The following is a 19,355-nucleotide window of genomic DNA, read 5'->3' as shown; positions in this document are numbered from 1 at the left end:
CGGTGGCCGGAGAAACCGCATGTCCGCAGGGCAGGGGGCACCCGCCGGACCCCGCGCGGACCGGCGGTTCGGACACATGTGTGATTCAGCTAACCGGCCCCGGCCCGCTCGTGCACCCGACGGCCGACCGCCCTCGGGCGTAGCGACGGGCGTCCGGCCCTACGCCATCACACGGGTCCCATGTGGTCCAGCCGACGCAGGATCACGCCCTCGCGCAGCGCCCACGGGCAGATCTCCAGCCGTTCCACCCTGAACAGGTCCATCGCGCCCTCCGCGACCAGGGCGCCGGCGAGGAGCTGGCTCGCGCGGGCCTCGGAGACGCCGGGGAGCTCGGCGCGCTCGGCGGCGGTCATGCCGGCCAGCCGGGGCACCCAGGCCTCCAGCGACTCCCGCTTCAGCTCCCGCTGGACGTACAGGCCCTCCGCGGAGCGTGCGGCGCCCGCGATCCGGGCGAGCTGCTTGAACGTCTTGGAGGTGGCCACCACGTGGTCCGGCGCCCCGAGGCGGCTGAAGTCGCCGACCCTGCGGGCGATCTCGGTGCGCACATGACGGCGCAGCCCGCGGACGTCGTCCGCGTCGGGCGGGTCGCCGGGCAGCCAGCCGACGGTGAGGCGGCCCGCACCCAGCGGCAGGGACACCGCGGCGTCGGGCTCCTCGTCCATGCCGTAGGCGATCTCCAGGGAGCCGCCGCCGATGTCGATGACGAGCAGCTTCCCGGCGGACCAGCCGAACCAGCGGCGGGCGGCGAGGAAGGTGAGCCGGGCCTCCTCCTCACCACTGAGGACCTGGAGCTCGACCCCGGTCTCCTCGCGCACGCGGGCGAGGACCTCGTCGGCGTTGTCCGCGTCGCGCACCGCGGAGGTGGCGAAGGGCAGCAGTTCCTCGACGCCCTTGTCCTCGGCGGCCTGGAGGGCGTCCTTGACGACCGAGACGAGCCGGTCCACCCCGTCCGGGCCGATCGCCCCGCCGTCGTCGAGGAGCTGGGCGAGGCGCAGTTCGGCCTTGTGCGAGTGCGCGGGCTGGGGGCACGCGCCGGGGTGTGCGTCCACCACCAGCAGATGCACCGTGTTCGAACCCACGTCGAGGACACCGAGTCTCATGGACGGAACGCTACTGCCCGCCGTGCGGTGCGATGCCCCCTCGGCAGTGTCCGAGTCGGTGCCGGCCGGGGGTGTGGGCCACTTACCCTGGACGGGTGCCAAAGACGAAAAAGGCGAAGGATGAAAAGACGGACAAGCGGGCCAAGAAGGCCGAACCGGTCGGCGGTCCTTCGCGGGTGAAAGCACCGCGGGAGTCGGGGAAGGCGCCGGTGGACGACGAAAAGGGCCTCGACTTCGCCCGTGCGTGGGTGGAGTTTCCTGATCCGGCGGACGACGAGCAGGTCTTCCGCTGCGATCTGACATGGCTGACCTCGCGCTGGAACTGCATCTTCGGCAGCGGCTGCCAGGGCATCCAGGCGGGCCGCGCGGACGACGGGTGCTGCACCCTGGGTGCCCACTTCTCGGACGAGGACGACGAGAAGCGGGTCGCCGGGCACGTGGCCAGGCTCACTCCCGACATCTGGCAGCACCACGCGGAGGGGACCCGGGGCGGCTGGGTGTCGGAGGACGAGGACGGCGACCGCCAGACCCGTCCCTTCCAGGGCTCGTGCATCTTCCAGAACCGGCCGGGCTTCGCGGGCGGCATGGGCTGCTCGCTGCACATCCTGGCTCTCCGGGAGGGCCGCGAGCCGCTGGAGACCAAGCCGGACGTGTGCTGGCAGCTGCCGATCCGGCGGACGTACGACTGGATCGACCGGCCCGACGACACGCGCGTGCTCCAGGTGTCGATCGGCGAGTACGACCGCCGGGGCTGGGGACCGGGCGGCCACGACCTGCACTGGTGGTGTACGTCGGCGACCTCGGCGCACGGCGCGGGCGAGCCGGTGTACGTGTCCTACCGGGCGGAGCTGACCGAGCTGATGGGCAAGGCCGGCTACGACCGCCTGGTCGAGCTGTGCGAGGAACGGCTGGCCGCGCAGCTGCCCCTGCTGGCGGCGCACCCGGCGGACCCGGCGGACCCGGCGGACCCGGCCGGCTGATCCCACGCCCGCTCCCCCGGCTCCGCGCCGCCGCACTGGCCGTATCCCCTAGTGCGTAATCCCCTACTACGCACTACGCGGACGGGCTCGGGCCGCCATCGCCCATCGGCCCGGAGTCCGTCGGCTCCGGGGACCCGGGCTCGGTGTACCTGGACTCGGAACCGAACTCGGACCGGGGCTCGGACCGGTGCTCGGACCCGGGCTCGGCTGCGGCCATCGGTTCGGCGCTCGCCGGCTCCGAGGACGTCGGGGCCGGGTCGGGCGACGGGCCCGGGTCGCTCGGTGCGGGCTCCGAGGGCGGGGGTGTCGTGGGGGTCGGGTCCGGGCCGGACGAAGAGGGCGGGGCGCTGGGCGTGCCCGTGCCGGGGGGCGGGCCCGCGGGGTCGGAGGGACCGGGCGGCGAGGGAGCCGGGTCGGAGGGGGCGGGCGCGGTGCCGAGGCCGTCGATGGTCACCACGACGCCGGCGGGTGCGATCGCCACCCGCGCGCTCCACGGGCCGGACGGCTCGCGCAGCTGGTCGACGTACACCTTGATCGTCAGGGACTGGCCCGGCCGGAGGGTTCCCGAGGACTGGCTGAGGTAGAGCCAGGACGCACCCGTGGTCGCGGACCAGCGCACCGGGTGGGAGCCCGTGGCGGTCAGCGTGATCAGCGTGGTGTCGCCGCTGTGGCCCGCTGTGACGTCCATGGCGGCGGCGCCCTTGCGGCCCGCACCGGCGACGCCGACGACCTCCACGGACACGTCGGCCTTGCCGTCCTCGCCGAAGCGGGCGCCGGGCCGGCTGCCGGCGTTGCCGGTGTTCTCGTAGCCGCCCGCGTCCCCGCCGTCGAGGTCGACCTGGCCGTCGGCCTCCCGTGCGGAGGCCGAGCGGCCGTCCTCGGCCTCGCCGACCGGGGTGCCCCGGTAGGCGGCCCACAGCGCGAGCACGGGTGCGGCCACGACGGTGGCGACGACGGTCGTGGTGACGGCGCGGGACCGCAGCCGGTCCCTGCGGGCGGCGCGGTCCTTGGGTTCCATCGGGAAGCCGCGCCGGTCGAAGCGGGGCGCGGCGGCACGCGCGCGTGGGTGGTGCGCGAGGGCGGTGTGCAGCGCCGTGCGGGGCGCCGGCAGGACGGGCAGGGCGTCCGGCGTGACGCTGGTGCCGGGCCAGCGGCCGGGGATGGCCCGCTCTGCGGTGCGGCGGCAGCGCGGACAGTCGTCGACGTGCCGCACCAGCTCGCGGCGCAGGGTGGTGCTGAGCACGAGCCGGTGGTCGCCGGTGAGATGCGCCACGCCGGGGCAGGCGCGGGTCTCGACGACGGCGAGGGCCGCGCGCGTGCGCTCGACCTCGCAGGCGGCGGAGGCGAGCAGTTCCCGGGCGGCGGCGGGTTTCAGGCCCAGGACGGCGGCGACCTCCTGGGCGGAGAGGTGGTGGCGCACGGCAAGCTCCAGCGCCTCGCGCTGCTCGGGGGTGGTACCGGCGGCCTCCGGCCAGGCGAGCAGGGCCAGTTCGCGGCGCCGCTGCTCCTGCGCCTCCTCGGAGACGGCGGGGCCGGCGGTGGTGCGCGCCGCGCGCCGGCGGTCGGTGCGGCCCGCCGCGTGGGTGGCCTGACGTTTCTGCTTGGCCTCGGTCAGCTTGCGCAGACACGCCCAGCGGGCCAGCGCGTACAGCCAGGCGCGGCGATCCCCGGACGCCTCGGGGACGTGCCGGCCGCGGCGCTCGGCGAGCACCAGGACGTCGGCGAGGGCGGCCGTCGCCGCGTCGTGGTCGCACAGCACGGACAGGCAGTAGGTGAACAGGCCGTCCACGTACGGCTCATGGGGCGCCGACGGCCGCTGCGCCAGCGTGCGCGCGGCCCCGCGGTCACGCACCTCCCGGTGCGCCCGGTGAGTGCCGGTCGTGCGGGTCGGGGTCTGCGGGCCACTGCTCATCATTCGGCGACCGTAGGGGGACCGGGGCGGGCGCTCAGCGAGCCCGGCGCACTTTTAATCCGTACGGGTGAAACGATCCCTCAATAGGGGACAGGAACCTTTCGCTTCCGTGGGGAGCGCCTTCCGAGCGGGGAGGCGCGGGGCGCCGGCTCAGCACCGGCGCGCGTTGTCGGCTGTCCGGCGGAGCGCACGGGCACGCGGGCGCCGGCCGACAGGCACGGCGGGCAGCCGGGCCGGCGGGGCACGGCGGGCAGCCGGGCGAGGGCGCGCAGGGCCGTCCGACGAGCAGGGGGCGGAGACGGGCCGAACGGCGCTGGGCGGGCCGCGGGCGACATGCGGCCCAGGAGCGAGAGGCGGGCCGGACGCCGACGCGCGGCCCGGAGCCGAGCGACCGGACGGGGCGACGGTGGGGCGGGCAGCCGGGCGAGGGCGCGCAGGGCCGTCCGACGAGCAGGGGGCGGAGACGGGCCGAACGGCGCTGGGCGGGCCGGGGGCGACAGGCGGGCGGGGGCGGTGTCAGTGGGGCCCGCTACCTTTTGCGCATGGCTGCCCGTACCAAGACCACCAAGGACCGACCGTCCTACCGCTGCACCGAGTGCGGCTGGCAGACGGCCAAGTGGCTCGGCCGCTGCCCCGAGTGCCAGGCATGGGGGACGGTCGAGGAGTACGGCGCGCCCGCGGTCCGCACGACCGCCCCCGGCCGGGTCACCACCTCCGCCCTGCCCATCGGCCAGGTCGACGGCCGCCAGGCCGCCGCCCGCTCCACCGGCGTGCCGGAGCTGGACCGGGTGCTCGGCGGCGGGCTGGTCCCCGGGGCGGTGGTGCTGGTGGCCGGCGAGCCGGGCGTCGGCAAGTCCACGCTGCTGCTCGACGTCGCGGCGAAGTCGGCGAGCGACGAGCACCCCACGCTCTACGTCACCGGCGAGGAGTCGGCGAGCCAGGTGCGGCTGCGCGCCGACCGCATCCACGCCATCGACGACCACCTGTACCTCGCCGCGGAGACGGATCTGGCCGCCGTGCTCGGCCATCTCGACGCGGTCAAGCCGTCCCTGCTGATCCTCGACTCGGTGCAGACGGTGGCGTCCCCGGAGATCGACGGGGCTCCAGGCGGCATGGCCCAGGTCCGCGAGGTGGCCGGCGCCCTGATCCGGGCCTCCAAGGAGCGCGGGATGTCCACCCTCCTTGTGGGGCATGTCACGAAGGACGGCGCGATCGCCGGTCCGCGCCTGCTGGAGCACCTGGTCGACGTCGTCCTGCACTTCGAGGGCGACCGGCACGCCCGCCTGCGCCTGGTCCGGGGGGTGAAGAACCGCTACGGCACCACCGACGAGGTCGGCTGCTTCGAACTGCACGACGAGGGCATCACGGGCCTCGCGGACCCGAGCGGACTTTTCCTGACCCGTCGTGACGAACCGGTCCCCGGCACCTGCCTGACGGTCACCCTGGAGGGCCGCCGCCCCCTGGTCGCCGAAGTCCAGGCGCTCACGGTCGACTCGCAGATCCCCTCCCCCCGGCGCACCACGTCCGGCCTGGAGACCTCGCGCGTGTCGATGATGCTCGCGGTGCTGGAACAGCGCGGCAGGATCAGCGCCTTGGGCAAACGGGACATCTATTCCGCGACGGTCGGCGGGGTGAAGCTCTCGGAACCGGCCGCCGACCTCGCCGTGGCCCTGGCGCTCGCGTCCGCGGCGAGCGACACCCCCCTGCCGAAGAACCTGGTGGCGATCGGCGAGGTCGGACTCGCGGGCGAGGTGAGGCGGGTCACGGGCGTGCAGCGCAGGCTCGCCGAGGCGCACCGCCTGGGCTTCACGCACGCCCTGGTACCGGGCGATCCGGGCAAGATCCCCACGGGGATGAAGGTGCTGGAAGTGGCGGACATAGGGGACGCCCTGCGGGTCCTTCCGCGCTCCCGTCGGCGAGAGGCCCCACGGGACGAGGAGGAGCGCCGGTAGACTTTGCCCAGGTCTCGCCCGTCCGTACGAACCGAGTGCGCGAAACGGGGGCGCCCAGAACCTGCGACCGGAGGAGTGCAGTGGCAGCCAACGACCGGGCAGCAGCTCCCGGAAAGTCCGGTGGGAGTGCCGGTTCCGATGGCCTGATGCGCGCCTCGCTGAGCGCCGTGGCACCCGGCACCGCCCTGCGCGACGGCCTGGAACGCGTGCTCCGCGGCAACACCGGCGGTCTCATCGTGCTCGGTTCCGACAAGACGGTCGAGGCGCTGTGCACCGGCGGATTCGTCCTGGACGTGGAGTTCACGGCGACCCGGCTGCGCGAGCTGTGCAAGCTGGACGGCGGCATCGTCCTGTCCTCGGACCTGTCGAAGATCCTCCGTGCGGGCGTGCAGCTGGTGCCGGACCCGACGATCCCGACCGAGGAGACCGGCACCCGGCACCGCACCGCCGACCGGGTCTCCAAGCAGGTCCGCTTCCCCGTGGTATCGGTCTCCCAGTCGATGCGCCTGATCGCGCTGTACGTCGACGGCCACCGCCGTGTCCTGGAGGACTCGGCGGCGATCCTGTCCCGGGCGAACCAGGCACTGGCCACGCTGGAGCGCTACAAGCTCCGCCTCGACGAGGTCGCGGGCACACTGTCGGCGCTGGAGATCGAGGACCTGGTGACCGTCCGGGACGTCTCGGCGGTCGCACAGCGGTTGGAGATGGTGCGCCGTATCGCCACCGAAATCGCCGAATACGTGGTCGAACTGGGCACCGACGGTCGTCTCCTCGCCCTCCAGCTGGACGAGTTGATCGCGGGCGTGGAGCCGGAGCGCGAGCTGGTGGTGCGGGACTACGTCCCCGAGCCCACCGCCAAGCGCTCCCGCACGGTCGACGAGGCGCTGTACGAGCTGGACGCGCTCACCCACGCGGAGCTGCTCGAGCTGCCGACGGTGGCCCGGGCCCTCGGTTACACCGGCTCCCCGGAGACGCTCGACTCGGCGGTGTCCCCGCGCGGTTTCCGTCTGCTGGCGAAGGTCCCGAGGCTGCCCGGCGCGATCATCGACCGCCTGGTGGAGCACTTCGGCGGCCTCCAGAAGCTCCTGGCGGCCAGCGTGGACGACCTCCAGACGGTGGACGGCGTCGGCGAGGCCCGCGCCCGCAGCGTCCGCGAGGGCCTGTCCCGGCTCGCGGAGAGCTCGATCCTGGAGCGGTACGTCTGAGGGCGGCGTCCGGGGCCCGTCGTGCGGAGGGGCCTGGAGCGGCCCCCTCCTCGGCAGGTCGGGGAGCGGTCATCCACCCGGAGGTCGAGAGCGAGATCGGCCACGCCTGCGCAGGGTCCCTGGGAGGGCCGCACCGTCCGGTGGTCCGGGACCGGTCCACTCACCACCGTCCGGTGGTCCGGGACCGGCCCGCTGCGCTCAGTCCCGTTCCAGCACGAAGGACGTCTGCACCTTCGCGAAGCCCGGGGCCTTCGCCTCGACCAGGTAGGTGCCCGCGCCGGCCGAACCCGCCGGGGGCGTCTCGCACCGCTCGGTGCTCGGCTTACGGTTCCACTTCACGGTGTACGTGATGCTGTCGTCGGCCGGCACCCGGAAGACCAGGCTCCCCGGGCCCTTGGGGCAGTCGTCCGACGCCCAGTACGGGTCGTCGCCGGTCGCCGGAGTGATCGTCAGCACCGCGCTCTTCGGCCCGAGATCGACCTTGCAGTCGCTCCCGGAGACGTTCCGGGCGGTCAGCAGGAAGGTGGGTGTGCGGCCCGGCTCGTAGGTGTTGCGGGCGCTGCGCAGGCTGAACTTCACGGCGCTCGCGGTGCAGTTGGGCAGTGAGGTACCGGCGGGCAGCGCGTCACCCGCGCCGACCCCAGCCGTACCGCCCCCGATGCCGCCGCCCGCACTGCCGTCGGCACCGCTGCCGGACCCGTCGGCGCCGCCCACGTCCCCCGGGTCGCCGTTGGCACCGTCGTCGCCGTCGCCGGACGAACCGTCGGACCCCCCGGTGCCGCCGGAGCCGCCCTCGTCCTCCGACTCGTCGCGTCCGCCCGGTGCCTGACTGATGGCCGGACCGGAGCCGGAGGGTCCGGGCGTGATGGAGGGCGCGGGATTCTTGCCGTTGGCGCCGTTGTCTCGGTCGCCGCCGCCCCCGCCGCCCGAGGCGACCACCCAGGTGATCAGCAGCGCCAACAGGGCCAGTACGGACAGCAGTACGGCCCTCCGTCGCCAGTAGATGGAGGAGGGAAGCGGCCCGACCGGATTGCGCAGAGATCCCACGGCGCAAACTGTACGAGAGATCGGCGCGTTCGCTTGTCGCACCCGCCGCTGACAGCCACAACTTTTCCGGATCATCATCCCGGAAATCCCTCCCCACCCCTGTCTTTCGTCGGGTACGGCACCCGACGATCGCGCGGTGTGACGGGATCCGCCCTTCGCCTACGGTCCGTGACCATGGAGTTCATGGACGGCGGTCTCTACCGCGACATCACCGACTTCGCGCACGACACCCCGCCGTGGGTGCGGCACACGGCCGAGATCGGGACGGAGGCCGGGCTGCTCGTCTTCCTCGTGCTGTTCGCCGCCGCCTGGTGGCGCGCCCGGCGGGGCAGCGCACACGCGTTCGCGATCGCCGCCCTTGCACCTCTGGCCACGGGTGTGGCGTACGTGTGCCGAGGTGCTCAAATCCGTGGTGGCGCAGGAGCGTCCGTGCCGGGCGGTCACCGGCGCGGCGCCACCGCTCGTCCCGTGCCCGCCGCACGGCGCTGGTCCTTCCCGAGCAACCACGCCACGATCGCGGGCGCCTCGGCGCTCCCCCTCGTCCTGGTCCGGCGCACGCTCGTGCGACTGACCGCTCCGCTGGCCCTGCTGGCGGCGTTCTCGCGGGTCTTCGTCGGCGTGCACCATCCGCGCGACGTGGCCGCGGGGCTGCTCCTCGGCGCGCTGGTCGCCTTCGTGACCGTACGGTCGGCCACCCGCCCGGCGGTCCGGCTCGCGGAGTCGATGCGCGCCTCGACGGTGCCCACCGCGCGGTGGCTCACCGGGCCCGGACCGGTGCACGCCGGGGCGTGCGCCCCGCAGCGGCGCCGCTGAGCCTCACTCCCCCACCAGCCCCGCCTCGTAGGCGACGATCGCCGCCTGTACGCGGTTGCGCACACCGAGCCGGTCGAGGACGGCGCTGACGTACGCCTTGACCGTGCCCTCGACGAGGTGCAGCCGGGCGGCGATCTCCGGATTGGACAGCCCGGCCCCGACCAGGCCGAGCACCTCGCGCTCGCGCGGGGTCAGCCCCGCCGTACGCGCGCGGGCCTCGGCCTCCCGGGCGAGCCGGCCGGTGCCGCCCGCGCCGCCGAGTCCTTCGATGACGTACCGGGCCACCTTGGGCGAGAGGAAGGCGGCTCCGCCCGCCACCGCCCGCACCCCCCGCGATGAGTTCGTACGGATCGCCGGACTTGAGCAGGAACCCGGTGGCACCGCCGCCCAACGCACGGGCCACGTAGGCACGCTCGGAGAACGTGGTGAGCATCGCGACGGCCGTGCCGGGGACGGTGCGGACGATCTCCTCGGCCGCCACGAGGCCGTCCAGGCGCGGCATGCGGATGTCGAGCAGGGCCACGTCGGGGCGGTGGGCCCGGGCCAGCTCGACGGCCTCGCGCCCGTCGCCCGCCTCGGCGACGACGTCCGTCTCGCCGCTGCTTCCAGGATGGCGCGGACCCCGGCCCGCACCATCGCCTCGTCGTCGGCCGGCAGGACCCGGATCACGGTGCGAACTCCTCGTATTCCTCCCGGCCTTCGCCGGACAGGCCGACGCGCGGGATCACGTGCTTGGCGATCATCCGCCCCCGGCGTCGAAGCACCGCCTGAAGTGGTCGACGGAGACGAACAGTTCGCCGCTCGCGCGGTAGTAGCGGCAGTCGGCGCCCTCGGGCGGTGCGGGCGCGCGGTCCGCGGGCGGGTCGTGGACGTCCCGGTCGGGCAGCACCCGCGCGACCTCGCCGGCCGGAGTGCCCGGGCGCAGGTCCGCGTAGGCGGCCGGGTCCAGCACCGAGTGGGTCTCGGTGTACGCGTACCAGCCGAAGGCCGCGCCGACCAGGACCACGCCCGCGCCGGCGGCGGCGCCCAGGCCGACGGCGGCCCGGCGGCGGGCGCGGGCGAAGGGGACGGACGGCGGGCGCGACGGCACCATCGCCACGGGGGTGTGCGGGGGAGCGGAGGCCCGGACCCGGTACCCCCCTCCGTGCGGGCCCGCCTCGAAGGTCCCGCCGACGGCGGTCACCGCGGCGCGCAGACCGAGCAGGCCCGAGCCGCCTCCCGGGACGGGCGAACCCTCCCGCACGGCCGGGCCGTTGCTGACGGTGACCGTCGCTCCCCGTACGTCGTCCCCCGTCACCGCCACGACGACGGGCGCGCCCGGTGCGTGCCGTGCCGCGTTGGTCATCGCCTCCCTGGCCACCCGGTGCAGCAGCCGCCCGGCGACCCCGCCGGGATCCACGCACGCGTCCGCGTCCGGTGCGCCGGGCTCCCAGCGCACCGGCAACCCGGACTCGGCGGCACGGGCCACGAGTTGCCCGAGGCTCTCGCCGACCGGCGTCAGCGGCACGGGCGCTTCGTCGTCCTCGCGCAGGACGCCGATGATGCGGTGCAGCCGGTCGGTGGCGTCGGCCGCCGCTGCGCGCAGGTCGGCCGCGGCGGCGCGATGACGGTCCGTGAGGTCGGGGGCGACCTGGAGGGCGCCCGCGCGCAGGGCGATCAGGCTGAGCTCGTGGCCCAGGGAGTCGTGCATGTCCTGCGCGATCCGGGCCCGTTCACGCAGCCGGGCGCGCTCCTCGGTGAGCCGCTGCTCCTCCTCCACCCGCGCAGCCCTGAGCCAGCCGGCCTCGGCGAGCCGGCGGTTCTGGCGCCAGTGGCGTCCGACGAGCCAGGGGAAGACACAGCCGAAGAGGAGGGTGCCGGTCATCACGAGCCACTCGGGCGCCGGGTCCACCCCGACGAGCGCGATCCTCGCGGTGCCGGCGCATCCCACGGCGGCGAAGCACAGTGCGGCAGGGCGCACACGGTCCCCCCGCAGCCTGAGCAGCAGCGCGAACACGCCGAGCGCCGGACCGTAGGAGACGGTGAAGAGGGCCGGGGCCGAGGCGAGGCCCAGGGCGGCCGCCGGCGCGAAGGCGGCCAGGGGCCGCCGCCGGGAGACGGCGGTGGCGGCGGCGAGGGTGCCCAGGCCGGCCAGGTGCTGCCAGGGGTCGCGCGGCTCGTTCAGCCCGAGCGTGTTCGCGGTGAGCGCCGGTGCGGCAAGGGCCGCCCACAGCAGGCTCCCCTGACCGGCACGGCGGGACCGACACGGTGCATTCCCCCGGACGCTACAAGCGGTGGACGGGATGCCACCGCTGCCGATCGTCAGGTACCTGATCGTCCTGCGGGGTGGCGGTCCCCCCGGACCGGTGGCCCGGCGTGGCAGGATCGACGGGTCATGACTGCTCCCACCACGCCTTCGCATCCCGGCCCCGCCGAGCCCGCCGCCGAGCGCGGCCCCGGTGAGCGGCTGCACGCCCCCGTCATCGACTGGTTCGACGAGCACGCCCGTGACCTGCCGTGGCGGCGGCCGGAGGCCGGCGCGTGGGGGGTGATGGTCAGTGAGTTCATGTTGCAGCAGACTCCGGTGAGCCGGGTCCTGCCCGTCTACGAGCAGTGGCTGGCCCGGTGGCCGCGCCCCGCCGACCTGGCCGCCGAGGCCCCCGGCGAGGCCGTCCGCGCCTGGGGCCGGCTCGGCTATCCGCGCCGCGCGCTGCGGCTGCACGGGGCGGCCGTCGCCATAACGGAGCGGCACGGCGGCGACGTACCCTCCGACCACGGCCAGTTGCTGGCCCTGCCCGGGATCGGCGAGTACACCGCCGCCGCCGTGGCCTCGTTCGCGTACGGGCAACGGCATGCCGTGCTGGACACCAACGTCCGCCGGGTGTTCGCCCGCGCGGTCACCGGTGTGCAGTACCCGCCGAACGCCACCACGGCCGCCGAGCGCCGGCTCGCCCGCGCGCTGCTGCCCGAGGACGAGGGGACCGCCGCGCGGTGGGCAGCCGCGTCGATGGAGCTGGGGGCGCTGGTGTGCACGGCGAAGAACGAGTCGTGCCACCGCTGTCCGATCGCGGCGCAGTGCGCCTGGCGGCTGGCGGGCAAGCCGGCGCACGACGGCCCTCCGCGCCGGGGCCAGACGTACGCGGGCACCGACCGGCAGGTGCGCGGCCGGCTGCTGGCGGTGCTCCGGGAGGCGCACGGCCCGGTGCCGCAGTCCGCTCTGGACCGCGTGTGGCACGAGCCGGTGCAGCGCGCCCGTGCCCTCGACGGTCTGGTCGCCGACGGTCTGGTGGAGCCGCTGCCGGGCGGGTCGTACCGGCTCCCGCTGGGCTGACGCGCCGCCGTGCCGCACGCTCGCGGAGGGCCGTGACCGCCGCCCGGCCGTGACCCCCACCCGGACCGCACCCCGTCGCCCGCTCCGGGCCCGGCCCGGGCCCGCGTACCGCTCGGATTTCCCTTCCGTTACACAACCGACGGCCAGCCGAGGGCTGCCCGCAGGCTGCCTCGGACAGTGCCGTGACAACGCCTCCGTACCTTCGGTTGCGTGCCCGACAGGGACACGACGACCACGGACCACAGGCAGTGAGACCGGCGCGCACGGGGCGTGCCGGAAACGGGGAGCGGAAGGCGGTTCACCATGGCGCAGGGCGAGGTGCTCGAGTTCGAGGAGTACGTCCGCACCCGGCAGGACGCGCTGCTGCGCAGTGCCCGCCGGCTGGTCCCGGACCCGGTGGACGCGCAGGACCTGCTCCAGACCGCGCTGGCCCGCACCTACGGCCGCTGGGACGGGATATCCGACAAGCGGCTGGCCGACGCCTACCTGCGCCGCGTCATGATCAACACGCGGACCGAGTGGTGGCGCGCCCGCAAGCTGGAGGAGGTGCCGACCGAGCAGCTTCCGGACGCCTGCGTGGACGACGCCACCGAGCAGCACGCCGACCGCGCCCTGCTGATGGACGTGCTGAAGGTGCTCGCCCCGAAGCAGCGCAGCGTGGTGGTGCTGCGACACTGGGAGCAGATGTCCACGGAGGAGACGGCCGCCGCCCTCGGCATGTCGGCCGGTACGGTCAAGAGCACGCTGCACCGGGCGCTCGCCCGGCTCCGCGAGGAGCTGGAAGCCCGCGATCTGGACGCACGCGCGCTGGAGCGTGAGGAGCGGGAGCGTTGCGCGGCCTGACCGGCGCGGGGCCCACACGGGCCCGGGGAGCAGCCCAGGCGGTGATCGCGGCGACGGCCGTGTTCGCCGCCCTCGTCCTTTTGGCCTGTGGCTGCGGCACCGGCGGGACCGGCGCGCGGGACGAGGGCCCGGCGCACGTGGACGCGATGACGAGCGCTGCCGCCACCCCCACCCCCATGCCGACGCGGAGCCCGGACCGGGTGGACGCGGTGCGGCTGATCAAGGCTGATCCGGCGGTCTCGGCGGAGGTCAAGCGGGAGCTCCAGCCGTGTGTCGCCGACGAGTACCCCGTCGACGTGAGCTACGGCAACCTCACCGGCTCGGCCGCGGACGACGTCGTCGTCAACGTGCTGACCTGCGGTGACGCGGTGGGCGTCGGCTCGTACGTGTACCGGGAGGACCGTGGCGCCTACGAGAACGTGTTCACGGCCGAGGAGCCTCCGGTGTACGCGGAGATCGACCGCGGGGATCTGGTCGTGACCAAGCAGGTGTACGACCCGGGCGACCCGGTGTCGAGCCCGTCCGGCGAGAACGTGATCACGTACCGCTGGGCAGCAGGCCGGTTCACCGAGGAGGACCGGACGCACAACGACTACGGCAGCATGGCCGGTTCGGAGCCGACACCCGCGCCGGCGGGCTGAGACATGGGTCACGGTGGGAACCGTCCGGGCCGTCCGGACCGATACAGAGATGAACCCGCCGTGCGGCTCCCGCGTCAGTTGAGTGGACCGGGAAAACACCGCGCCCACACCGGCCCCGGCCGGCGTGACACCGGCCGGATCCGACCCACCGACCCACCGACCCACCGACCCGAGTCGAAACGAGAACTGAGAGCACCGGGATGGCAGACCAGACCCACGTCCTGTTCGTCGAGGACGACGACGTCATCCGCGAGGCCACCCAGCTCGCCCTGGAGCGGGACGGCTTCGCGGTCACCGCGATGCCCGACGGACTGTCCGGCCTGGAGGCGTTCCGGGCGGACCGGCCCGACATCGCGCTCCTCGACGTCATGGTCCCCGGCCTCGACGGCGTCAGCCTGTGCCGGCGGATCCGCGACGAGTCGATGGTGCCGGTGATCATGCTGTCGGCGCGGGCCGACTCCATCGACGTGGTGCTGGGCCTGGAGGCGGGTGCCGACGACTACGTGACCAAGCCGTTCGACGGTGCCGTGCTGGTCGCCCGGATCCGGGCGGTGCTGCGCCGCCTGGGCCGGGCGGGCGGCCGGGAGGAGCCCGCCTCGCCGGCCGACGGGGGCGTGCTGACCTTCGGCGAGCTGGAGATCGACACGGAGGGCATGGAGGTGCGCCGGGCCGGTGAGCCGGTGGCGCTGACCCCGACGGAGATGCGGCTGCTGCTGGAGTTCTCCTCCGCGCCGGGCACCGTGCTCTCCCGGGACAAGCTGCTGGAACGCGTGTGGGAGTACGGCTGGGGCGGGGACACGCGGGTGGTGGACGTCCACGTGCAGCGGCTCCGCACCAAGATCGGCCAGGACCGCATCGAGACGGTCCGCGGCTTCGGCTACAAGCTGAAGGCCTGAGCGGGCCGTGGGGGGCCACTTCCGGCGCCTGGTGGCGGCGTGCGTCGACCGCGCGGGCATCCGCACGGGTCTGAGATGGAAGCTCAGCGCGGCGATCGCGCTGGTCGGAGCGCTGGTGGCGGTCGCACTGAGCCTGGTCGTGCACAACGCGGCCCGGGTGTCGATGCTGGACAACGCACGCGACCTCGCCGACGAACGCATCATGATCGCCCAGCGCAACTACGAGCTGTCCGGGCGGATGAACTTCCCGAACACCAAGATCGACGACCCGGAGCTGCCGCCCGAGCTGCGGGAGAAGGCCGAGGCGGGACGGCGGGCGACCTTCGTGGCCGACCGGCCGGGTGGCACGCCCGACATCTGGGCGGCGGTCCCGCTGAAGAACGGGCATGTCATGTCCCTGCACTCGGGCTTCACCGACCGCAGCTCGGACATCCTCAAGGATCTCGACCAGGCCCTGGTGATCGGATCGATCGCGGTCGTCCTCGGCGGCAGTGCGCTCGGTGTGCTCATCGGCGGGCACCTCTCGGGCAGGCTGCGCAAGGCGGCGGCCGCCGCCAACCGGGTCGCCAAGGGCGAGACGGACGTGCGGGTGCGCGATGCCATCGGCGGGGTCGTCCGGGACGAGACCGACGACCTGGCCAGTGCGGTGGACGCGATGGCCGACGCGCTGCGGCAGCGGCTGGAGGCCGAGCGCCGGGTCACCGCCGACATCGCCCACGAGCTGCGCACCCCGGTGACCGGCCTGCTGACCGCCGCCGAGCTGCTGCCGCCGGGCCGGCCGACCGAGCTGGTGCTGGACCGGGCCAAGGCCATGCGGACCCTCGTGGAGGACGTGCTGGAGGTGGCCCGGCTGGACGGTGCCTCGGAGCGGGCCGAGTTGCAGGACCTCATGCTGGGCGAGTTCGTCACCCGTCGGGTGGCGGCCAAGGACCCGCACGTCACGGTGCACGTGGTGCACGAGTCGGAGGTCACCACCGACCCGCGGCGCCTGGAGCGGGTGCTGTTCAACCTGCTCGCCAACGCCGCCCGGCACGGCAAGCCGCCCATCGAGGTCACCGTCGAGGGCCGGGTCGTCCGGGTCCGCGACCACGGGCCCGGCTTCCCCGAGGACCTGCTCGCCGAGGGCCCGAGCCGCTTCCGCACCGGCAGCAAGGACCGCGCCGGCCGCGGTCACGGCCTGGGCCTGACCATCGCAGCCGGGCAGGCCCGGGTGCTGGGCGCGCGGCTGACCTTCCGCAACGTACGGCCCGCAGGGGCGCCGGACGAGGTGCCGGCCGAGGGCGCGGTCGCGGTGCTGTGGCTGCCGGAGCACGCGCCGACGAACACGGGCAGCTACCCGATGCTGCCCCAGTAGCGGGGGCGGGTCCTCACGACCAGTCGGCGTCCGGGTCGAGGCCGCCCTCACGGGGCTGGGTGAAGGAGAACCAGTTGCCGGAGTCGTCGCGGAACAGCGCCTCGGTGCCGTACGGGCGCTCCTGCGGCTCCTGGAGGAACTCCACCCCGCGGTCCTTGAGCTTCTTGTAGTCGCCGTGGACGTCGTCGGTGGTGAGTACGCCCGCGCCGAGCGCCCCCTTGGCCACCAGCGTCCGGATCATCTCGGCGGACTCGGGATCCATGGCCGGGCCGCCGGGGACCATCAGGGTCAGTTCGACGTCGGGCTGGTTCGGCGAGCCGACCGTGAGCCAGCGCATGCCGCCCTCGCCCATCGTCATGTCGGTGCGGACCTCCAGGCCCAGCTTCTCGGTGTAGAACTCCTTGGCCCGGTCCTGGTCGAGGACCCAGACCGTCGAGATGGCGAGACCCTTGATCATCACGTACTCCCTGGTTGCGCGGCCGTGTCGGTTCCGTTCGCCTGCCCTCTCACGGTAGGCGGCGCCGCTGTCGGTCCGCTTCTCCGGAATTGCTCCGTGTCCCGCCCGGCGGGGACCGGAAGCCGCCGGCCCAGAGCATGGCGTAGCAACCGGGGATGAGGGCGGCGCCCCGGCCGACGTGCCGGGCGCGGTACTCGCTCGGGGTGAGGCCGGTCCAGGTCTTGAACCGCGCGGAGAAGGTGCCCAGGCTGCTGAAGCCGACGAGGAGGCAGATCTCCGTGACCGTCAGGTTGGCCGTGCGCAGCAGGTCCTCGGCCCGCTCGATGCGGCGGTGCGTCAGGTACTGGCCGGGGGTCTCGCCGTAGGTCTCCTTGAAGGCCCGGATGAAGTGGTAGCGCGAGTACCCGGCGTGCGCGGCGACCGCGTCCAGGTCGAGGTCCGGATCGGCCCAGTCCCGGTCCATCGCGTCCTTGGCCAGCCGGAGCCTACGCACCTTGTCCATGCCGTCGATGGTGGCACGGGGGTCCGACAACGGGGCCGGCCACGACGAGCGGCCGGCCCCGAACCGCGCAGCCCCGGGACGGGAACCGGGCCACCGTGCGCGAGCTGCGGATCGGACGGCATGTTCGGAACGCGCATGCGGGGCCTGCGGGACATCCTGATCGCCCCGGACGCGGAGCCGGTCGACCAGGTCGACCGTGGCGTGCTGTTCACCCTGCACGCCGCGACGGGCCTGCTGCAGGACATACGAATCGACCCCGAGGAGCGGCGGGGGGCCGCTCCTCGGGGTCGTCGTCGGTCTGGTCACCGGGCGCACCGGGGCGCCACGGGTTCCCGGGGCCCCGGCAGCCAGGGCCGGGGCGCGGTCTCAGATCCGCACGCCCTTGGCGCGCAGGAACTTGACCGGGTCGACCGCCGAGCCGTAGTTCGGGGTCGTGCGGATCTCGAAGTGCAGGTGGGGACCGCTGGAATTGCCGGTGTTGCCGGACAGGGCGATCTTCTGGCCCGTCTTGACGACCTGGCCGACCTTGACCTTGATCGACGACAGGTGCGCGTACTGGGAGTACGTCTTGTTGCCGTGCTTGATGACGATCGCGTTGCCGTACGCGGGACCGTCACCGGCGCCGTTGCCGCCCGCCTTGACGACGGTGCCGCCGTGCGCGGCCATGACCGGGGTGCCGCTCGGCACGGCGTAGTCCTGACCGCTGTGGCTGGACTGCCACATGCCGCCGGCCTGGGCGAAGCGCGCGGAGATCTTGTAGTTCTTCACCGGGTCGACCCAGGAGGCGGCCTTCTTCTTGGCGGCGGCCGCGGCCGCCTTCTTGACCTGGGCGGCCTTGGCGGCGGCCGCCTTCTTCGCCTCGGCGGCCTTCTTGGCCTGGGCGGCCTGGGCGGCGGCCTTGGCCTTCGCGGCCTTGGCCTGGGCGGCCGCCTGCGCCTCCACGGCACTGGCGACGCCGGAGGCGGCCGTGGTGTCGGCGGCGACCGCGACCCCGGCTCCCATCACGACCGAGGCGCCCAGGCCGGCGGCCAGCACGGCCGCACGGGTGCGGATCAGGGACGTACGGGAGGAACGGGACGTGACGCGCTGGGACATCGAAACCTCATGGGGGAGGGGGCAGAGGAAAACCACCCGGCGTTCATGGACGTCGCCGACGTGGCCATCCCTTGGTAACCCCCCGCCCCGCAAACACCCAAAACGGTGATCTACGACAGAAGTTCGTACTTCTGGCATGAGATGCGCGTCTCTTGACAGAGGCCCCGTACGGGACGAAAGCCCCATTTGAGGCTGATCGATCAAAGATTTACGGCTTATGTCCGTTTCGCTTCTACCGACTCCACCACTATTCCGGCTAGTACCGGACATAACGCCTGTGCGGCATGTCACCGGGGGCCGAGATCGGCCATTCAACAAATGTGGCGCACGCCTCTAGGCGCCTACCGTCCGGTAACCCTACGGTTCACCTCGCGTCACCCTCGCACACGAGCATGCACACGACACGTTGGCAGCGTTACGTACGTGAGAGGACCCCCACGACATGAGAAGCCGACGCCCCTGGTCGCGCCGCATATCGGTGACCGCCGTCTCCGCGACCGCCCTCGTGGCCCTGGCCGCACCGGCCGACGCCGCCACCCCCTCCGGCGCCTCCACCACCGCCACGACCGCCGCTTCCGTCTCCACGGCGGCCGCCGCCGCGGACGTCGACTACGAGACCTGGCAGAAGGACGTCCGGGCGGTCATGGACCAGGCCCTGCCCTACCTGAAGCAGCGGATCGCGAACCCCCGCCCGGGCGAGAAGCAGGCGATCGTCCTCGACATCGACAACACCGCGCTGGAGACGGACTTCGGCTTCAGCTACCCCCAGCCCGCCAACACGCCGGTCCTGGAGGCCGCCGAGTACGCCCAGGAGCGCGGTGTCGCCCTGTTCTTCGTCACCGCCCGCCCCGGCATCATCTACGCGCCCACGGCGTACAACCTCGACCACGCCGGCTACGAGTCCTCCGGCCTCCATGTGCGCGGCTTCTTCGACCTGTTCAAGAACGTGGCCGACTACAAGACGGCCCAGCGCGTGAACATCGAGTCGAAGGGCTACACGATCATCGCCAACATCGGCAACAGCGCCACCGACCTGTCGGGCGGCCACGCCGAGAAGACGTACAAGCTGCCGGACTACGACGGACAGCTCTCCTGATCGTCCGTCCGAACCCGGGTCGTCTCACCCCCGTGCACCCCGCGATGCGTCGACGGGGGTGAGACGGTCGGGCACGGCGCCCGGGAGGTGGCGAGGCGCCCTGTGCTGAACACGCCGAAGGGGCCGGTGCCCCAAGGCACCGGCCCCTCCTC

16 protein-coding genes and 2 pseudogenes are annotated in these 19,355 nt (G+C 73.8%); 10 read left to right on the top strand and 8 right to left on the bottom strand.

Translation table 11 applies throughout. The features are described from left to right. Positions 1–167 precede the first annotated feature (167 nt). Positions 168–1,100 carry a Ppx/GppA family phosphatase gene (locus ACFYOV_RS07650; protein ID WP_389083997.1) on the bottom strand — a complete coding sequence of 311 codons (933 nt, stop codon included), beginning with the start codon at positions 1,098–1,100 and terminating at the stop codon, positions 168–170. A 95-nt stretch (positions 1,101–1,195) separates the two neighbouring features. On the opposite strand from ACFYOV_RS07650, the gene ACFYOV_RS07645 reads away from it, so the two are divergent. After that, positions 1,196–2,080, top strand: coding sequence for a hypothetical protein (locus ACFYOV_RS07645; RefSeq protein WP_389083994.1), 885 nt, complete (start codon positions 1,196–1,198; stop codon positions 2,078–2,080). A gap of 73 nt (positions 2,081–2,153) precedes the next feature. Here ACFYOV_RS07645 and ACFYOV_RS07640 read toward each other — a convergent pair whose 3' ends face one another. Continuing rightward, a complete protein-coding gene (locus tag ACFYOV_RS07640) occupies positions 2,154–3,995 on the bottom strand; it encodes a hypothetical protein (protein WP_389083990.1) in 1,842 nt (613 codons plus the stop codon). 539 nt (positions 3,996–4,534) lie between these two features. On the opposite strand from ACFYOV_RS07640, the gene radA reads away from it, so the two are divergent. Beyond that, on the top strand, positions 4,535–5,944 hold the full coding sequence (gene radA / locus ACFYOV_RS07635) for a DNA repair protein RadA (RefSeq protein WP_389083987.1): 1,410 nt from the start codon (positions 4,535–4,537) through the stop codon (positions 5,942–5,944). Positions 5,945–6,024: 80 nt separating this feature from the next. After that, positions 6,025–7,149 (top strand): DNA integrity scanning diadenylate cyclase DisA, encoded by a 1,125-nt coding sequence (disA, locus tag ACFYOV_RS07630; RefSeq protein WP_389083984.1) that lies wholly within the window; start codon positions 6,025–6,027, stop codon positions 7,147–7,149. A gap of 198 nt (positions 7,150–7,347) precedes the next feature. Here disA and ACFYOV_RS07625 read toward each other — a convergent pair whose 3' ends face one another. After that, positions 7,348–8,196, bottom strand: coding sequence for a hypothetical protein (locus ACFYOV_RS07625; protein ID WP_389083981.1), 849 nt, complete (start codon positions 8,194–8,196; stop codon positions 7,348–7,350). Between the two features lie 174 nt (positions 8,197–8,370). Here ACFYOV_RS07625 and ACFYOV_RS07620 point away from each other — a divergent pair. Continuing rightward, a pseudogene (locus ACFYOV_RS07620) lies at positions 8,371–9,009 on the top strand (phosphatase PAP2 family protein). Between the two features lie 3 nt (positions 9,010–9,012). On the opposite strand, the pseudogene ACFYOV_RS07615 reads toward ACFYOV_RS07620, so the two are convergent. Then, positions 9,013–9,678, bottom strand: a pseudogene (locus ACFYOV_RS07615) (response regulator). 70 nt (positions 9,679–9,748) lie between these two features. Continuing rightward, positions 9,749–11,410, bottom strand: coding sequence for a sensor histidine kinase (locus tag ACFYOV_RS07610; protein ID WP_389083979.1), 1,662 nt, complete (start codon positions 11,408–11,410; stop codon positions 9,749–9,751). Between ACFYOV_RS07610 and ACFYOV_RS07605 the strand changes: the two genes are divergently transcribed. From ACFYOV_RS07605 to cseC, 5 genes are all read left to right on the top strand, one after another. Beyond that, positions 11,384–12,319 carry an A/G-specific adenine glycosylase gene (locus ACFYOV_RS07605; protein ID WP_389083974.1) on the top strand — a complete coding sequence of 312 codons (936 nt, stop codon included), beginning with the start codon at positions 11,384–11,386 and terminating at the stop codon, positions 12,317–12,319. The two genes, ACFYOV_RS07610 and ACFYOV_RS07605, sit on opposite strands and share 27 nt — an antisense overlap. Before the next feature lie 303 nt (positions 12,320–12,622). Continuing rightward, positions 12,623–13,162, top strand: a complete 540-nt coding sequence (locus tag ACFYOV_RS07600) for a SigE family RNA polymerase sigma factor (RefSeq protein ID WP_389083972.1) — start codon at positions 12,623–12,625, stop codon at positions 13,160–13,162. Next, the gene (locus ACFYOV_RS07595) at positions 13,150–13,803 is read left to right on the top strand and encodes a hypothetical protein (protein WP_389083969.1); all 654 of its coding nucleotides are present in this window, start codon (positions 13,150–13,152) and stop codon (positions 13,801–13,803) included. Before ACFYOV_RS07600 ends, ACFYOV_RS07595 begins: the two co-directional genes overlap by 13 nt. A gap of 200 nt (positions 13,804–14,003) precedes the next feature. After that, positions 14,004–14,699 carry a two-component system response regulator CseB gene (cseB, locus tag ACFYOV_RS07590; protein WP_389083967.1) on the top strand — a complete coding sequence of 232 codons (696 nt, stop codon included), beginning with the start codon at positions 14,004–14,006 and terminating at the stop codon, positions 14,697–14,699. 7 nt (positions 14,700–14,706) lie between these two features. Further along, complete coding sequence (cseC, locus tag ACFYOV_RS07585; protein ID WP_389083964.1) at positions 14,707–16,053, top strand: two-component system sensor histidine kinase CseC; 1,347 nt, start codon at positions 14,707–14,709, stop codon at positions 16,051–16,053. A gap of 13 nt (positions 16,054–16,066) precedes the next feature. On the opposite strand, the gene ACFYOV_RS07580 is transcribed toward cseC, so the two are convergent. From ACFYOV_RS07580 to ACFYOV_RS07570, 3 genes are all read right to left on the bottom strand, one after another. Next, positions 16,067–16,510, bottom strand: coding sequence for a VOC family protein (locus tag ACFYOV_RS07580; RefSeq protein WP_389083961.1), 444 nt, complete (start codon positions 16,508–16,510; stop codon positions 16,067–16,069). Positions 16,511–16,559: 49 nt separating this feature from the next. Next, positions 16,560–17,012: a helix-turn-helix transcriptional regulator gene (locus ACFYOV_RS07575; RefSeq protein WP_389083959.1), complete on the bottom strand. Its 453-nt coding sequence runs from the start codon at positions 17,010–17,012 to the stop codon at positions 16,560–16,562. Between the two features lie 366 nt (positions 17,013–17,378). Further along, entirely contained in the window at positions 17,379–18,107 is a 729-nt protein-coding gene (locus tag ACFYOV_RS07570) for a M23 family metallopeptidase (protein ID WP_389083956.1), read from the bottom strand. Positions 18,108–18,549: 442 nt separating this feature from the next. Between ACFYOV_RS07570 and ACFYOV_RS07565 the strand changes: the two genes are divergently transcribed. Continuing rightward, complete coding sequence (locus ACFYOV_RS07565) at positions 18,550–19,203, top strand: HAD family acid phosphatase (RefSeq protein WP_389083953.1); 654 nt, start codon at positions 18,550–18,552, stop codon at positions 19,201–19,203. Positions 19,204–19,355: the final 152 nt, after the last annotated feature.

Origin of the sequence: Streptomyces sp. NPDC005931 (assembly GCF_042871235.1) — a bacterium.
Taxonomy (GTDB): Bacteria; Actinomycetota; Actinomycetes; order Streptomycetales; family Streptomycetaceae; genus Streptomyces.
This window is presented reverse-complemented; position numbering and strand designations above follow the sequence as displayed.

Bases quoted from the DNA above. Each gene is read 5' to 3' on its own strand.
- ACFYOV_RS07640 (WP_389083990.1), bottom strand. From the start codon at position 3,995: ATGATGAGCAGTGGCCCGCAGACCCCGACCCGCACGACCGGCACTCAC.
- ACFYOV_RS07650 (WP_389083997.1), bottom strand. From the start codon at position 1,100: ATGAGACTCGGTGTCCTCGACGTGGGTTCGAACACGGTGCATCTGCTG.
- ACFYOV_RS07605 (WP_389083974.1), top strand. From the start codon at position 11,384: ATGACTGCTCCCACCACGCCTTCGCATCCCGGCCCCGCCGAGCCCGCC.
- cseB (WP_389083967.1), top strand. From the start codon at position 14,004: ATGGCAGACCAGACCCACGTCCTGTTCGTCGAGGACGACGACGTCATC.
- radA (WP_389083987.1), top strand. From the start codon at position 4,535: ATGGCTGCCCGTACCAAGACCACCAAGGACCGACCGTCCTACCGCTGC.
- ACFYOV_RS07570 (WP_389083956.1), bottom strand. From the start codon at position 18,107: ATGTCCCAGCGCGTCACGTCCCGTTCCTCCCGTACGTCCCTGATCCGC.
- ACFYOV_RS07565 (WP_389083953.1), top strand. From the start codon at position 18,550: ATGAGAAGCCGACGCCCCTGGTCGCGCCGCATATCGGTGACCGCCGTC.
- ACFYOV_RS07575 (WP_389083959.1), bottom strand. From the start codon at position 17,012: ATGGACAAGGTGCGTAGGCTCCGGCTGGCCAAGGACGCGATGGACCGG.
- ACFYOV_RS07610 (WP_389083979.1), bottom strand. From the start codon at position 11,410: ATGCGAAGGCGTGGTGGGAGCAGTCATGACCCGTCGATCCTGCCACGC.
- ACFYOV_RS07580 (WP_389083961.1), bottom strand. From the start codon at position 16,510: ATGATCAAGGGTCTCGCCATCTCGACGGTCTGGGTCCTCGACCAGGAC.
- ACFYOV_RS07600 (WP_389083972.1), top strand. From the start codon at position 12,623: ATGGCGCAGGGCGAGGTGCTCGAGTTCGAGGAGTACGTCCGCACCCGG.